Annotated in this window: 12 protein-coding genes; 4 read left to right on the top strand and 8 right to left on the bottom strand. The window is 68.2% G+C overall.

Annotation, left to right across the window (positions count from 1 at the left end; genetic code table 11):
• Window positions 1-46 precede the first annotated feature (46 nt).
• The 3 genes from OVA31_RS07395 (at window position 47) to OVA31_RS07385 (ending at window position 3,629) form a co-directional block, all read left to right on the top strand.
• Window positions 47-649, top strand: a complete 603-nt coding sequence (locus tag OVA31_RS07395) for a TetR/AcrR family transcriptional regulator (protein WP_267630446.1) — start codon at window positions 47-49, stop codon at window positions 647-649.
• A 143-nt stretch (window positions 650-792) separates the two neighbouring features.
• The gene (locus tag OVA31_RS07390) at window positions 793-2,421 is read left to right on the top strand and encodes an AMP-binding protein (protein ID WP_267630445.1); all 1,629 of its coding nucleotides are present in this window, start codon (window positions 793-795) and stop codon (window positions 2,419-2,421) included.
• 17 nt (window positions 2,422-2,438) lie between these two features.
• The gene (locus OVA31_RS07385; protein WP_267630444.1) at window positions 2,439-3,629 is read left to right on the top strand and encodes an acyl-CoA dehydrogenase family protein; all 1,191 of its coding nucleotides are present in this window, start codon (window positions 2,439-2,441) and stop codon (window positions 3,627-3,629) included.
• Window positions 3,630-3,639: 10 nt separating this feature from the next.
• On the opposite strand, the gene OVA31_RS07380 is transcribed toward OVA31_RS07385, so the two are convergent.
• The 4 genes from OVA31_RS07380 to OVA31_RS07365 all read right to left on the bottom strand — a co-directional run bounded on the left by OVA31_RS07380 (window position 3,640) and on the right by OVA31_RS07365 (window position 8,619).
• Window positions 3,640-5,151: an ANL family adenylate-forming protein gene (locus tag OVA31_RS07380; RefSeq protein ID WP_267630443.1), complete on the bottom strand. Its 1,512-nt coding sequence runs from the start codon at window positions 5,149-5,151 to the stop codon at window positions 3,640-3,642.
• A gap of 83 nt (window positions 5,152-5,234) precedes the next feature.
• Window positions 5,235-6,647, bottom strand: coding sequence for an amidohydrolase family protein (locus tag OVA31_RS07375; RefSeq protein ID WP_267630442.1), 1,413 nt, complete (start codon window positions 6,645-6,647; stop codon window positions 5,235-5,237).
• Complete coding sequence (locus OVA31_RS07370; RefSeq protein WP_267630441.1) at window positions 6,641-7,954, bottom strand: CoA transferase; 1,314 nt, start codon at window positions 7,952-7,954, stop codon at window positions 6,641-6,643. Before OVA31_RS07370 ends, OVA31_RS07375 begins: the two co-directional genes overlap by 7 nt.
• A complete protein-coding gene (locus OVA31_RS07365; protein ID WP_267630440.1) occupies window positions 7,951-8,619 on the bottom strand; it encodes a TetR/AcrR family transcriptional regulator in 669 nt (222 codons plus the stop codon). The genes OVA31_RS07370 and OVA31_RS07365 overlap by 4 nt, the downstream gene beginning before the upstream one ends.
• A gap of 171 nt (window positions 8,620-8,790) precedes the next feature.
• On the opposite strand from OVA31_RS07365, the gene OVA31_RS07360 reads away from it, so the two are divergent.
• A complete protein-coding gene (locus OVA31_RS07360) occupies window positions 8,791-9,645 on the top strand; it encodes a VOC family protein (protein ID WP_267630439.1) in 855 nt (284 codons plus the stop codon).
• Between the two features lie 132 nt (window positions 9,646-9,777).
• On the opposite strand, the gene OVA31_RS07355 is transcribed toward OVA31_RS07360, so the two are convergent.
• From OVA31_RS07355 to OVA31_RS07340, 4 genes are all read right to left on the bottom strand, one after another.
• Window positions 9,778-10,497: a CPBP family intramembrane glutamic endopeptidase gene (locus tag OVA31_RS07355; RefSeq protein WP_267630438.1), complete on the bottom strand. Its 720-nt coding sequence runs from the start codon at window positions 10,495-10,497 to the stop codon at window positions 9,778-9,780.
• Window positions 10,494-11,582, bottom strand: a complete 1,089-nt coding sequence (locus OVA31_RS07350) for an NAD(P)H-binding protein (RefSeq protein WP_267630437.1) — start codon at window positions 11,580-11,582, stop codon at window positions 10,494-10,496. Before OVA31_RS07350 ends, OVA31_RS07355 begins: the two co-directional genes overlap by 4 nt.
• A gap of 131 nt (window positions 11,583-11,713) precedes the next feature.
• Window positions 11,714-14,071 (bottom strand): ATP-binding cassette domain-containing protein, encoded by a 2,358-nt coding sequence (locus tag OVA31_RS07345; RefSeq protein WP_267631434.1) that lies wholly within the window; start codon window positions 14,069-14,071, stop codon window positions 11,714-11,716.
• 140 nt (window positions 14,072-14,211) lie between these two features.
• Window positions 14,212-14,991 (bottom strand): hypothetical protein, encoded by a 780-nt coding sequence (locus OVA31_RS07340; RefSeq protein ID WP_267630436.1) that lies wholly within the window; start codon window positions 14,989-14,991, stop codon window positions 14,212-14,214.
• Between the last annotated feature and the right edge of the window lie 32 nt (window positions 14,992-15,023).

Raw genomic sequence — 15,023 nt, 5'->3', positions numbered from 1 at the left:
CCTGAGATGACCCGAATTTGACGATGGTGTCAGCTATGTTGGGGCGATGAGCACCCTCGACGACGTGGAAACCACTCGGCCGCAGCATGGTCGGGCCGAGCGAACGCGCGCCGCGATCCTGGAAGCGACTCGCCGGCAGTTTCTCGAGCGGGGCTATGCGGGAACGACCGTGAACGCCATCGCCGCATCATGTGGCATCTCGCGAGCGGGCTTCTACACCTACTTCAAGGACAAGCGTGAGGTGTTCGGCCTTCTCGGCGAGCGGGCTTACCGCGACCTCCGAAGCGTGTTGGCCTCGTGGGATTCGTTCGACGAGCCGGATCGGGTGTCGGACGTGCGTGCATTCGTGCGGGCGTACTTCGGCTACCTGGATCGCCACGGCGCGTTCGCCATGTCGGCGACACATTCGGCCCCCGATGACGACGAGTTCCGCCGCGGCAACACCCGGATGCAGACGCGCCTCGCGTGGATTCTCGGGCAGGCGATCGGCCCGCCGCCCGACCACTCGCCGGAGGTTGTCGGCAGCGCTGCATTCGGACTGCTCGACCGCTCTTGGTACACCGTCCGGACGCAGACAGTCGCGATCGACGAGGCCGAGATGGTCGAGTTTCTCACGGCAGTGATCCACGGGATGGGCGCTCGCAGATAGTCCGTCACCTCCGAGATCGGCTCTCGTCGGCGATAGCACAGCAGGTCTTGTATCCGTCGTGGGCAGCTTGTACGTTGGGACAACGGTGGTGTTGTAACTATTACTGTTGTTGCGACAGTAAGGTGCTTTCTCGGGAGGCAGCGGTGAAGGAATGGACCGTCGGCGAGATCCTCGACGCTGTCACGGGAGCAGTCCCGGATCGCGAGATGACGATCTGCGGCACCCGCCGCACCACGTACGCCGAATCGGCCCGGCGAACCACCGACCTCGCGCGGTATCTGGCGTCGCGCGGCCTGGGTGCACACACCCATCGCGACGATCTGGACCGCTGGGAGTGTGGCCAGGATCGGGTGGCGCTGATCATGCACAACGACCTCTACGTCGATGTCTTCGTCGCCTGCCTCCGCGGACGGGTCATCCCGGTCAACATCAACCACCACTATTCCCCTCGGGAGATCAAGGCACTGCTCGAACATGTGCGGCCGTCGGGTGTGATCTTCCATCGTTCACTTGCCCATCTCATCGCCGAGGCGACACTGCCTGCGGGCGTGGATGTCCTGGTGGCGATCGAGGACGCCGACGGTTCGGCGATCCCCGGTTCGGTCTCCCTGGACGATGCGCTCGAGATCGGTGCGACCGCGCAACCGGTGACCCCGTCACCCGACGACCTGATGATGGTGTGCACGGGTGGCACCACCGGACTTCCCAAAGGAGTGCTGTGGCGGCAGGCCGACGCCTACATCTCCACGATGACCGGTATGGAGCACGAATCCGCCGAAGCAGTCGTGGAATTCGTCCCGGAGACCGGCGAGCCCTTCTTCGCCGTGTCGCCCCTCATGCACGCGGCCGGCATCTCGACGGCGCTCAGTGCGGTCGTCGCCGGTCGTACGGCGGTCATCTACGACAATCGGGGACGGTTCGACGCCCGGTCGGTACTCGAGACGGCCGAACGCGAGAAGGCGCGGATCCTCACGATCGTCGGGGATGCGTATGCCGGCCCGCTCGTCGCCGAGCTGCGTACCCGGTCGTACGATCTGTCGAGCCTGATCGGTATCGGCAGCGGTGGTGCGGCGATCAACCCACGCCACAAATCCGACCTGTTGGAGTTGTTGCCGCACATCGTGATCCTGGATACTTTCGGGTCGTCGGAGACGGGCGGGATGGCGACGAGCCCCACCATGACGGACTCGCCCGCCGAGACGTTCGTCATGCATCCCAGCGGGCGGGTGGTCTCCGACGACCGCACGCGATTCCTCGAAGTCGGTGACGGGGAGCTCGGGTGGATAGCGCGCACCGGACGGGTGCCCCTCGGCTACTTCGAGGACCAGGACGCGACCCTGCGCACCTTTCCCGAGATCGACGGTGTTCGGGTGTCGATTCCCGGGGACCGCGCCCACCTCGAGGCCGACGGATCGATCCGGCTCCATGGTCGTGATTCGCTCGTCATCAACAGTGGCGGTGAGAAGATCTTCGTCGAGGAGGTCGAGGAGATCCTCCGAGGACATCCGGCGGTCGTCGACGCCCTCGTGGTGGGACGGCCGAGTTCACGGTGGGGCACCGAGGTCGTTGCGGTGGTGGCGCTCGATCCGGGCGGCGAACTGACCGTCGAGGAACTGCGTGCCTTCACCGCATTGCATCTGTCGAGGTTCAAGGTGCCGAAGAAGATCGTCCTGGTCGACAAGGTCGAGCGACTGGCCAACGGCAAGGCCGATTATCGATGGGCGAAGTCGATCGTGGCGGCGTCCCGTGCCGACACCATGACCGTCGCGTAGGGAAAGGGATCACCCGAATGGACTTCGCCCGAGTGGAACTCGCCGACGATGATCGTGCGTTCCAGAAGCGCGCGCGTGCGTTCCTTGCCGACACCGTGACCGAGGAGATGCTGCGCGCCGAACGCGCGACCAGCGACGGCGTCATCGTCGAACTCCACCGGGCGATGGGTGTCGACGGCTGGCTCGAGGCCGAGGCGAAGCCTGCCGAGGCGGGCGGGCTCACCGCAGTGCGCAAGCGCATCTGGGATCTGGAGCGCCGCCGACTCGGGCTGCCCCTCGAACGGTGGGGGGCCACCCTGATGATCCTGCAAGCGGTCCGGCAGTATGCGTCGCCCGAGTTGCTCGACGAGGTCCTGATGCGTGTGTTCCGCGGTGAGGTGCTCTTTGCCATGGGCTACACCGAACCCGAAGGCGGCTCCGACATCGCCACCTGCAAGACCCGCGCGGTCCGAGACGGCGATGACTGGGTCATCAACGGGCAGAAGATGTTCACCTCCGGCGCGAATGTCTGCCAATACGTGTTCCTGCTGACCAACACCGACCCGGCGGGCAAGCGCCATCGCAACCTGACCATGTTCCTCGTGCCGGTGGAGACGGAAGGGATCGAGGTGCAACAGCTTCGGACCGTCGACGGGGACAGCACCACGATCACCTACTACGCCGACGTACGGATGCCCGACCGCTACCGGCTCGGCGACGTCGACGACGGGTGGGCGGTACTGAGCGGTCCGCTCGCCGCCGAGCACGGCGCCACCGATAGGGCCGACGTGGGTCTCTCCGACATCACGACGATGAGCAATTTCGGTATGTCGATGGCGATCTCGGCAGATCTGGCCACCGCGATAACCGCACGGCCGGGACCCGACGGGCGGCGCGCGGTCGACGAGGAATCCGTCGCGTATCGCTTGGGGCGCGCGCACTCTCGGATCGAGGCCGCGCTCGCCACGCCCAGCCTGTTCGGACGGGTGGCGATCGCACAGTCCATGCGCGACGTCGCGCCGGAACTCATGGACATCCTCGGCGGGCGGGCGGCCCTGCAGGCGAACGCCCCTGGCGCATCGGCCGAGGGGGAGGAAGGGCCGGAGTATCTCTTCCGGTGGGCTCCGCTCCTCGGGATCTACGGCGGCACCATCGACGTGTTCCGGAACATGATCGCGCAGCACATCCTCGGATTGGGCAGGCCGACCTACGTGGCACCCACGAAGTGACGCGGCGGCGTCACCGATCGATCGGGTAGAGCGCGGCGACATCTCGCACGGTGACCTTCCAGGCGGCGTTGCGTGGCAGCTCGTCGACGACCGCGATCTCGACAGGGACATGGTGACTCGGCAGCGATTCGCGGACGAGATCTTTCAGCTCGTCCTCGGACGGAGTGGCACTGCCGCGGCGCAACTCGACAGCGGCGAACGGAACCTGACCCAGACGGTCGTCTGGCACGCCGACGACCGAGACGTCGAGGACCGCAGGGTGCCGGATCAGCACTGCACGAACAGTTTCCGGGAGGATCTTGAAGCCGCCGCGGTTGATGGCACCGTCCCCGCGGCCGTGTAGGTACACGAATCCGTCGGCGTCGATCGACGCGAGATCCGTCGTGCGGATCCAGTCCGGGCCGATCACGTCGACTCGTCCCTCCAGGTGGCCCACCTCGCCGGTGGCCACCTCGACGCCGGTTTCCGGATCGACGACCCGGACGTGGACACCGGGCAACGGGCGACCAACGCTACGAGTTTTGTCCGCACCGTGGCGACGGTGGTCATCCGGTGTCCAGGCGCACACTGAACCCGCGAACTCGGTTGCCCCGTAAGCCCACATGAGCGGAATGCCGTACTTCGACTCGAACGAATCTCGGAGTTCGGGTTCCAGGGGACCCGAACCTCCCGGCAGATACTCGATGGACGCAAGATCCTCTTTCGGTACGTCGGCGTCGAGGAGCATGCGCAGCAGGGCTGGCTGTACACCGGCGCGTCGGATCCGATAGGTCTTGATCGCGCGTACCCAGTCGTCGACGGTGAACTTCTCCAGCAGGACCATCCGCTTGTCGAGAAACGGCGCGGCCAGCAACTGGCACACCCCGACGCTGCCGAACGGCCAGTACACGAGTTCCGGTGGGTCGTCGTAGCACCCGGTCATGCCCATCGTCATGCTGGCGACGGTGTGGCTCAGGACGTCGGTACGCAACGGAAGCCGCTTCGGTGGCCCGGTGGTGCCACTCGAGAGTATGTGCAGACCTGGGGTTTCCGAGGTCTCGGAGTCGGTGTCGAGGTGTGCGGCCGCCGGCCGGACCAGCAGTTCGACGGACAACGGCCGCAGCGACAACGCGATCGCTCCGCACCCTGCCCCACGCGCCGCGGCGAGCGTGGTCTCCGTCCAGTCCTGGCGATCGGCGATCACCACGGCGGGGGCCAGGGTGACGATGTCGCGGGCGATCGACTGCACGGACTGGTACGAGTAGATCATCGCGACCGGTCGTCGGGCCGCGATCAGGCCGAGTGCTGCGGCCGCATGCGGAGGACGGTTGCGCGCCACCAGGCCGATCGGTGCGGTCGACGGGACGGCGTTGTCGTCGAGCAGGCGGGTGACCGCATCGATGACCTGGGTGACCTCGTCGCCGGAATACCAGCGCCGCTCGAACTCGATGAACGGACGGTCTCCGTAACGGGCGAGATGTGCGGACAACTCGTCGGCGAAGTCGCCGGCAGTGGACTCCGCCACCGTTCCCTGGTGCTCCACGTTCGTCCTCTCGTCGGTGAGCCGTCTTCTCCGACGATGATACTGAAATAGTTACTGTAATGACGGTGGGATCACGTTCCGGGTCAACTCAGATGAACCGGGACGCCGCCGACGACGGTGGCGACCACCTGGACGGACGTCGGGTCGCGACGGACGTCCTCCGGTGCACCGCGGACGACGGCCAGGTCGGCGACTGCGCCGGGCTCGATGGCGCGGGGAACCGTGGGCTGTTCTGGTGTGCCCCAGAACAAGCCGAGCGCCGTGGCGGGAGAGACGGTTTCGAGGGGGTCGCGGCCGGAATGGTCGATCGTGGCCGCGTGGATCGCTGTCCACGGGTCCGAGTCGCCGAACGGGGCGTCCGTTCCGGCGGCGACGTGGATCCCGGCTGCCAGCAGGCTCCCCAGTCGCCAGAGATCGGCTTGCTCGCCGGCATCGACCTCGACGCGATACTGCTCGGCCCTCTCGAACGGGAAGTTCGGTTGGGTGATGACAAGAATCCGGTGATCGCGCAGCCAGCCGAAGCATTCCGCGGGGATGATGGCGCCGTGCTCGATCCGGTCGCCGGGCACCACCCCGGCGTCATCGAGTGCGGTCATCGTGACGATGAGTTGTAGACGGGTGACGCAATGGACGGCCACCGGCTTGCCGGAACGGTGGATCTCACTGATGGCCTCGGTGAGTTCGGGAAGTGTCGGCAGCCGGTGGTCGTCGAGGAGGATCTTGGTCGGCCCGAGGGTGAACGAGGTTCGCCTGCCCGGTGTCCGATCCGCAGGTGTGCGGATGTCCGGGGTGCTCATGCAGTGGACGCGCTGCACGATCTCGCCGTCGTGCACCGCCGCCGCGAGGGCGTCGACCGACGACTGCGAGAGGTCGGGAGTGGCCTCGGTGAACCCGGTGACACCGCGTGCGGCGGCACGCCGGCTCATGGGCGCGAGGTCGGGCGGGGACGACGGCGCGGTATCGCCCAACCTGTCGCCCAACCACGAATCCATCCGCCACAGGCGGCCGGTGGCATCGCCCGCGGTATCACGCTCCACGCCGGGGAGGGTGCACGTATCGACTCCCACTTCCCGGCAGGCCGCACTGTTCAGCATCCACAGGGCGCCGGAGCGGTGTTGCACCCGGACCGGACGGTCGGTCACCGTGGTGTCGAGGACTCCGCGTGTGAGTGGGCCGGCTACGGATTCGTGATAGCCGTAGGCGCGCAACCACTCTCCGGGGGGCGCGGCCAGATCCGCGGTCTGCAGCAAGGCGCGGAGGTCGTCCTCGGAATGCGCGTCCGGTGGTCCCACGCGGATGGAGCCCGCGGTGGCGGCGAGGGAGCGAAGATGGAGATGGTGGTCGTGCAGGCCCGGCATCACCCAGCAGCCCGAGGCGTCGATGTCACGCTCGCCCGCGCGGGGGCGTAGGTGCGAGCCGATCTCGGAGATCAGTCCGTCGTCGCAGCGGACGTCGACGAACGCCCGCTCGAGGGTGCGAGCGTTGCGGATCAGCATGGGAGACCCGATGCCGTTGGACCCCGGACGGGACTGTGGCGCCGCTCGTGCGAACACTCGACCGCCCATCCGCCACCGCCGTCGTCGCGGACGACATGGTCTCCCGGGCAGGCGAGTTCGGCGGCGGTGAACGAGGCGACGGTGTCGACCATCGACAGATCGATCAGGACGCCGCCGCCCGCTTCCACGGCTGCGGTCGTCGCGAGTGCCGCGGTGATCCCCGACAGCGGATCTGCGATGGCATCTGCGCAGAACGCCGGTTGGTCGCCACTCCAGCCGACGAGGCCACCGCCGACCGCGGCGTCGTCACCGAAGTTCACCTGAATGGGCCTCGATCGACCGCCCCCGGTGATGCCGACCCAGATCTTCCCGGGTCGGTGTGCCAGGCGGTCGGGCGACAGACCGAGCCGCTCGAGCGCACGCGGACGGGAGGCCTCGATGACGATATCGGCAGCATCGATGAGGTGCGCCAATTGATTCCGGCCCTCGTCGGAGGTGAAGTCGACGGCGCGGAACTCCTGTCCGCGGTGCAACCACTCGAAGAACTCCGGGTCGCCGATGCGGGCGCCGTCGGGGCGCCCCGTGCTCTCGACCTTGATGACCCGGGCGCCGGCGCGGCTCAGGATCCCGCCACACAGCGGGCCGGCCCAGAGGGACGACAGATCGACCACCGTCGCCCCACGCACGGCGAGAGCATCTGTCCGGGACGCAATGTCGGTGACCTGGAACGGGAGGGCGCTAGCCGCATCTGCAGCACCTCCGAGTTCCGCGGCCGCAACACCCAGCAGTTGCGCCTGGTCGACGACATCGGACGCGGGGGTTCGGGCGGCGAAATCTGCGAGATCCCGCCATGGGTCGTCGGTTCCCCGGTCGCCGACGATGGCCGGCACCGACGCCACATCATCTGGGCGACAGAGGGATATCGCGATCCACCGCTCGGCCGCGCGGATCAGCCTGGTCATACCGCCCGCGGAGATCTGGCCGTTCCGGCGCAGCCCACGCAGGGCGGCCCGGGCGCCGATCACGGCACCGGGCTCGAGGTGGACGGCGTCGCCGACGAGGCCCGTCAGGCGGCCGAGCTCACCCACGGCGGCGTCGAGCACCCCGTACGCGGCGGCGGGCGAGATGAGCGGGGGTGCCGTCGAGACGCCGGTGAGTTCCATGCCGCCGCTGCCCGCCCACTGCAGGACCGCACAGCCGGGAACCGAGTGGTCGGGGGTGGCTACGGCGTTGCGAGACCTGTTCGGCCACCAGTTGTCCAGCCATCGGGAGACGACGGCCGACGGCATGAGATGGCTGGTGGTCACCGGCCGCCGCGTGATCCGGCCAGGCCCTCGACGGCATAGCGGACGATCAGCTCGCTCACCGGCTGCCCGTCGTCGTCGGGGTTCGACGAAACCTGGAAGATCGTGAACGACAGCAGGATTCGTGCCAGCCATGCGCTCGCTCCGGTGACGTCGGTGTCCACCGGGATCTCACAGCGTTCACGTGCCGACTCGACGTAGGGCAGGATGAACGATGCGGTTCGCTCCACGGCCTCGGTGCCATGTGTCCCCAGGATGTGGATCATCGCGGCCGGGTTGGTTCCGCTCCGGGCACGATGTGCCGTCTGATCCCGCGGCGGGTTGATCGTCCGCGCGATGATCTCGCTGAACGCGCCCACCTGTTCGGACAGGGTCGGTAGCGGTGTGAGGGCCTCGGTGACCTCTTCGAAGAACCATTCGGTGGTCCGGCGTCGCAGCGCCTCCAGGAGGACGTCGCGGGACTCGTAGTACCGGTACAGCGTGCCCCGGGCCACGCCGGCGGCGCGGGCCACCTCGGACATGCTGAGCCGTCGTACCCCGACCTGCCGTACCAGTCGGTCGGTGGCCTCGAGGAGCCGATCCTCGGTCGCCTTGTCGGCCTCCGTCGTCCGTGTCGGCGTCACGCCTCGGCCCGGTGCGGGCCAGAGATCCTCAAATCCGGTCGTCACGCCGATCCTCCTCGTCGCTGTTGCCTCGAGTGGCAGTCGGCCATCGCCAGGCCAGTCTAGGGCGGAGTTCCCGACCGCCACCGGTGCCACCTGTCCACACTAGACAGTTATGCAGAAACTGTACTACTGTCTCGCGCAGATCCTCGAACGTGTGGAAGTAAGGAGCAGCCCATGCCCTCGACATCCGGATCGACGCACAGCGTCGACACGGCAGTGGACCGGAACGTCTCGAACGTGCGCTGGCCGACCCTCGATCACCTCGCGGTGGGTGTGCGGCGCTGGGAGGACGCCTATCCGCGGTTCGTCGGCGAACTCGGCGGGCGATGGGGATACGGTGGAGTCGCCGGTGAGTACGCCCCGTACCAGCTCGTCTACGGTGACGGCCTCCGGATGGAGTTCATCGCGCCCGACAAGCCGGGCAGTTTCATGGACCGGTTCCTGGAACAGCGCGGACCGTCGGCGCATCACCTCACCTTCAAGGTGCCCGACCTCGACGAGACCCTGGCCGACCTGCGTCGCCGCGGCTTCGCGACCTTCGGGGACTCACGGACGGACCCGATCTGGACCGAGGTCTTCATCCATCCGAAGGCATCGGGTATCGGAACCCTCGTCCAGGTGGTGCGGGCCGACGACGAGACGATCGTCGCCGAAGGGGCGTTCTCGACCGCGCCGGCGGACTTCCCCCGAGCCGGCACGCCGGACCGTGAGATGGCGATCGTCGGAATGACCGTGTCCGACCTCGACCGCGCACACGACCTTCTGGGGCGGGCTCTGCTCGGCGATGTCATCGAGGCCGGCGACGGATGGTTCTTCGCGACCTGGGGTCGCGGCCGTTCGATCCTGGTCCGCGAGCCGTCGTCGACGCCCTGCTCTGCCGGCCTCTGGGATGGCGCGTCGGCGGAGGGCGTGGCGTTCGTCCTGTTCGGCGACGGTGACCTCACCGCAGACGATCTTGCGGCGGACCCGGCTCGACTGGTCCGCCTGCCAGACCACGCGGACACCGGCGTCCCGGTGTGGCTGGCCTGATCGGTGAGCGTGGCCGTCCTCCTCGACGACCCCGAGACACGCGCCGGGCCGGAGTCGAACCGTCCGTTCGGACTGGGTGCCGTGCTCGCGGTCGTCGGGCGGCAGCCCTTCGTCGGTACCACGGCCGCGGACTCACCCGAAGATCGGCGGCAGACAGAACAGGACCACGGCGCCCCACACGACGTGCGTGCAGATGGGTGCCAAGACCCCGTCGGTGCTTCGTCGTAGTAGTGCGCAGACCGCGCCGAGGATGACCGCGGCGAATCCGAGCATCGGATTGCCACTGGCGAGGGTGGCGAGGGTGTACAACACCGTCGAGACCAGCACCGGGTGGTGATTCTGTGCGGCCGAGTAGACGCCGCCGCGGAAGAACACTTCCTCGGCCAGGCCGTTGCCGAGGGTGATCACGGTGACAGCGATGATGCTGCCGCGATCACCGAGGTCGAGGACCTGGGTGACCAGGTCGGCGAGGGTCGGGATCTCCCGGGTGATGAGTGCCCCGATCACGAATGCCGCTCCGACGAGCAGACCGACCGCCGTGCCGAGGGTGGCAGCGCCGATCGTCGACGATCGGCCCGTCGCCGATCCGGCACGAAGGCCGAATCGGCCCAGCCGAATCGGCCCGGAGAGCAGCCCGCCGACGATCCAGACCGCCGCCAAGGCGATCGTCAACGGATAGAAGGACGAATCGCCCGGGTCGGATGAGAGCGAGACGCCCAGGATCGCGGCGCCCAGCACTAGGAAGATCGCGACCACCCGTCGTCGGCGGGTCAAGGTCGCCGGATCGTCGAATCGGGTGGCCGGTGCCGGTGCGCTGAGTCGCCGCCTGAGGTCGTCGAGAGTGAGAGTCATCCTGACAGCAGGGATACCACGCCTCGCACCCGACGCGTCGTGAAGCCGACGATCGAACCGATCCCGCCGGAGACCGCACGCCGGATCCTCATCAGGTCGCCGCCTGCCCATCCCGGGTCGGTGTCGGCGAGGTGATGAGGGTCCGCGAGCGCACACACCGAGCGGGGTGAGGTGGTGTGTACGGCCGATTCGATGGCCTCCCGCATCGGGATCAGTCCGTTCGGCGGTTCCGGTACCAGGCCGCGGATGGAGTGCTCGGACGCGGTCATCGGCTGGCTGAGCGAGGCCACGAGATCGGCGGTCAACGAGCTCGGTACCGGGACCAGCATGCCGGTCACCCGCCCGGCGAGGTGCGAGTTCACGAAGGGGACCGGCAGTCGCAGACGGGGCTGCCGGATGGCACGGATGTACTCCGACAGAACCGACTCGTACCGTGCGCCGACGTCGGGGCCTGCGATGTCGTAGGCCCCCGCAGGGAAGGTCGGGTCGACGACCTCGACCAGGTAGTGGATGACATCGCGGACCGAGATCGGGTCCATCGCGTTGTCGACCCAGCCCGGTTGCGGGATCACCGCGAGCCGATCGGCCACGTATCGGATGATCTCGAACGATGTGGACCCGGCGCCGAGGATCACGGCGGCTCGTAGCCACACCAGATCGGGGCCGCCGGGGATGTCGAGGGCGGCGCCGACCTCGGCGCGACTGCGCAGATGCCTGGACAGGTCGTCGTGGTCACAGTCGGGTACGAAGCCGCCGAGGTAGACGATCCGGGGCACGTTCGCCGCGCGTGCCGCGACCGCGACGTTGTGCGCGGCGCGCGTGTCGGCTTCGTCGAAGTCCTGCTGACCGATCCCGTGGACCAGGAAGTAGAGCGCATCGATGTCGCCGGCGCGCGCGACCGCATCGTGCGCCGACTCGCTGTCGCCGGCGTCCATGGCGATCGCCGTGACGCGGCCGTACCAGCCGAAACGTCGCAGCGAGTCCGGTCGGCGGCTGGTCACGACGACGTCGTCGCCGCGGTCGACCAGCGCACACACGAGACGGGAGCCGACATATCCGGTGGCACCGGTGACCAGCACTCTCATCGGTCTGTCCGTGCGTGTGGGGGTCGGGTCGAGGCCATGCTTCGACGCTAGGTGCGAATGCGGACAACCTGCCGCTGCCGGGCGCGGTGTGCAACGCGATCGCGACGTCGGTCACGGTCGCATAACGACAGTCAGCGGCCGAGGCGGAGCCTCGAGGCGGTGACGCCGATCAGGATCGTCGCGGTCAACAGCAGGGCGCTGTACCCGAGCACGACGGTCGAGATCGACGGCTCCCACAACTGGGCGTCGGCGGTCTGAGGTGCCAGCGGTGCGATCGTGTTGAGGTCCACCGACGCCGCCGACACCGCGTAACCCCAGTACGACGGGAACAACCACGACAGTTGTTGCAGCCCCGGGGTGGTCAACCGGAACAGGCCGCCGCAGAACACCAGCTGTGAGATGACGGCGATGACCATCGGCGGCATCGTCTGCTCGACGGAACGCACCGAAGCGGAGATGGCCAGCCCGACCAGAGCGCTGACACAGGCGAGTACGGCGACGGCACCGAAGAGTTCGAGGGGCGCCGGTACCAGCACCCCACCGGCCGGGACACCTTTGCCTGCGTAGGTGATCGCGACCATCACCGACGTCTGGACGACTGCGGCCGCACCGAACACGATGACCTTCGCCGACAGGTACGCGCCGGGTTGCAGTCCGACGGCGCGCTCGCGATGGTAGATGTCGCGTTCGGCGACCAGGTCGCGCACGGTCAGCGCGGTGCCCATGAACGTGGCCCCGACGGTGAGGATCACCAGGATCTGCAAGGACTCGCCCGCGGTGTCGGGTGCCCGATTGATCGCGAAGCCGCTCGACCCCGGGATGACCAGGGTCAACAGCCCGAGCACGATCGGCATCACCGCGAGGAATACGAGATATCCGGTGTCGGCGAGGATCAGGCGGATCTGCCGGCGGGCGATGGTGCCGGCCTGCCGCACCGGATCGCGGTGTGGTGCCGACATCGACGGACCGGATGGCCTGCGTGGTCGCACCGCGGGCGACGGCGGCCGGGAACGTCGGTGTTGCTCGTGGGCCGTGTCGGGGTGGGCGGCGACGAACGCGAAGATCTCCGCCCAGTCGCCGGTGCCCATCGCCGCGCCCACCTGGTCGGGAGCGCCGCAGAACGCGGTCTTGCCGCCCGGTGCGAGGAGCAGGACCTGATCGCACATCGACAGGTGGGTCAGCGAATGGGTGACCACGACGACCACACGGCCGGCGTCGGCGAGGCGCCGCAGCGTGGCCATCACCTGCCGGTCCAGCGCCGGGTCCAATCCGGACGTCGGTTCGTCGAGGATCAGCAGCGACGGACCGGTGAGCAGTTCCATCGCCACCGACGCTCGCTTGCGTTGTCCGCCGGACAACTTGTCGACCCGGGTGTCCAGATGCTCGAGCAACTGCAGTTCGCCGAGCACTCCGGTGATCACCGCGTCACGGTCGGTGGTGGAGATGTCCGGAGGGAGTCGCAGTTCCGCGGCGTAGCGCAGTGCCTGCCGGAGGGTGAGCTTGTGGTGCAGGACGTCTTGCTGCGGGACCATGCCGATCCGGGTTCGCAGCGAGTCGTAGTCGGCGTGGACGTCGCGGCCCTCGAAGGTGACATAGCCGGTGGACGGGGTCCCGAGCCCGGCAGCGACCTTCGACACCGTCGATTTGCCTGCTCCCGACGGACCGATCACCGCGGTCAACGTGCCGGGCGCAGCGCTGAACTCGACGTCGCGGAGTAGGTGTTTGTCGCCGTCGACGACCAGGCTGACGCCGTGCACATGTAGCCCGGCCTCGACGGCGCCGGGCGCGTGACCCCTGACCAGTGCACGTCCGGACACCAGGAAGTCGCTGTTGCCGATGGTCACGACATCACCGTCGTGCAGCACTGCGCCGCCGACACGGTGACCGTTGACATGGGTGCCGTTGATGCCGCCGAGATCGACGAGCCGGATCCCGTCGCGGTCGGTGGTGATGTGGGCGTGCCTGCGGGAGACGAGCATGTCGTCGACGACCAGGTCGTTGCCGGGGGTCCGCCCGATGGTGCACACGCCGTCGCGCAGTGCGAGCACGGTCCCGCCGTCGAGGTTCTGGTGCATGGGCTGCAGATGAGGTGCGCCGCGGAGCGAGCGTGGCATCGGTGGCGGCCCGGGCGTCGGGAACCCGATGCCCGGGCCGTCGAGGGGGCGGCCGCCGGTGGTGTGTGCGCCCGGGTGGTCGCCGGCGAGCGCGACGACCAGCACGGGCCCGCGCCCCGGACTGCCGAGATGGACCTGGGCGGTACCGGTGATCGCCATCTCCGTGACGGGCCCGCCGGCGGCGAACATCGGTGCACCGGCGTCGGCGACGGCGAGAAACCACTCACGGCCACGCCACTCGATGCGCAGGTGATGGTCGGCCACCAGCGGGTGATCGACCACGATGTCGTTGTCGACGTGGCGGCCGACGGTGAGACACGGCGTGGCGCCGAGCGGATGAAGGGCGCCGTCCACGCACACACTGCCGGGGATCATCACGTTCGTCACGGGTCCGCTTCCGTTCTGCCGACGGGGTCGGTGATCGAGGTGAAATGCCGACGGGGGCGGCGACATGAGGTCGCCGCCCCCGTCGTGAGGGGAGTGAGCTGCCCGGGAACGGGCTCGGTGGTGCGTGGTCAGATCACGTCGGGGATGTCGTGCGAGTCGTGTGCTCCGTGATCGTCGTAGTCGCCCGCGTCGGTGTCGGGCACCGACGGGTCGTCGTCCGGCGCCGACGAGTCGTCGGGCATGGCGGGATCGTCTGCGCCGCCGTTGATGTGCCCCATGGCGTCGGCCTGCCCGTCGCCGTCAGTGTCGCGCAGGACGGTGTCGGCCTTGCCGTCGTTGTCGACGTCGAGGATCGTCGCGTCGAATCCGCCGTCGTGGTCGGTGTCCACCAGTTGCACATCGGGGGTGCCGTCGCCGTCGACGTCGATCGTCGAGCTGACGACATGTCCGTCATCGAGGGTGTCGACCTGTCGCAGTTGTCCGTTCGCGTCGAGCGTGGCGATCGTGTCGCCCTGCCCGTCGTCGTCCGAGTCGACCTCGACGATGGTGCTCCCGTCCTGGCCGGCGTGGACCAGCGTGTCGAAGGTGCCGTTGCCGTCGGTGTCGGCCTCCACGAGCATCACGTTGCCGTGGTCGTCGAGGTAGGCGTTGATGTCGGTACCGGACGCATCGGTGGCGTGCACGACGTCCGGGTTGCCGTCGCCGTCGGTGTCGACGGCCGACTTCACACCGGCCTCGCCACCCGTGGGGGCGTGCGTATCCGGTGTCGCCGGTGTCGTCGGTGGTGTCGGGGCACTGGCGCTCGCGGGGCTCGTGTTGTCCGGCGCGGAGGCATCGTACGGAGCGTCGGGGCTGATCACCGGGTTCTCGGGGACGTCCGGGGTGCTGGTCTGTGTGCTGTCGGACATGGGGTCCGCCTTCCTGAGTTCGGTGAACGAAG

The sequence above is a fragment of the Gordonia sp. SL306 genome (assembly GCF_026625785.1).
GTDB lineage: Bacteria > Actinomycetota > Actinomycetes > Mycobacteriales > Mycobacteriaceae > Gordonia.
This window is presented reverse-complemented; position numbering and strand designations above follow the sequence as displayed.

Bases quoted from the DNA above. Each gene is read 5' to 3' on its own strand.
- OVA31_RS07395 (WP_267630446.1), top strand. From the start codon at position 47: ATGAGCACCCTCGACGACGTGGAAACCACTCGGCCGCAGCATGGTCGG.
- OVA31_RS07385 (WP_267630444.1), top strand. From the start codon at position 2,439: ATGGACTTCGCCCGAGTGGAACTCGCCGACGATGATCGTGCGTTCCAG.
- OVA31_RS07375 (WP_267630442.1), bottom strand. From the start codon at position 6,647: ATGCTGATCCGCAACGCTCGCACCCTCGAGCGGGCGTTCGTCGACGTC.
- OVA31_RS07360 (WP_267630439.1), top strand. From the start codon at position 8,791: ATGCCCTCGACATCCGGATCGACGCACAGCGTCGACACGGCAGTGGAC.
- OVA31_RS07355 (WP_267630438.1), bottom strand. From the start codon at position 10,497: ATGACTCTCACTCTCGACGACCTCAGGCGGCGACTCAGCGCACCGGCA.
- OVA31_RS07350 (WP_267630437.1), bottom strand. From the start codon at position 11,582: ATGAGAGTGCTGGTCACCGGTGCCACCGGATATGTCGGCTCCCGTCTC.
- OVA31_RS07345 (WP_267631434.1), bottom strand. From the start codon at position 14,071: ATGATCCCCGGCAGTGTGTGCGTGGACGGCGCCCTTCATCCGCTCGGC.
- OVA31_RS07340 (WP_267630436.1), bottom strand. From the start codon at position 14,991: ATGTCCGACAGCACACAGACCAGCACCCCGGACGTCCCCGAGAACCCG.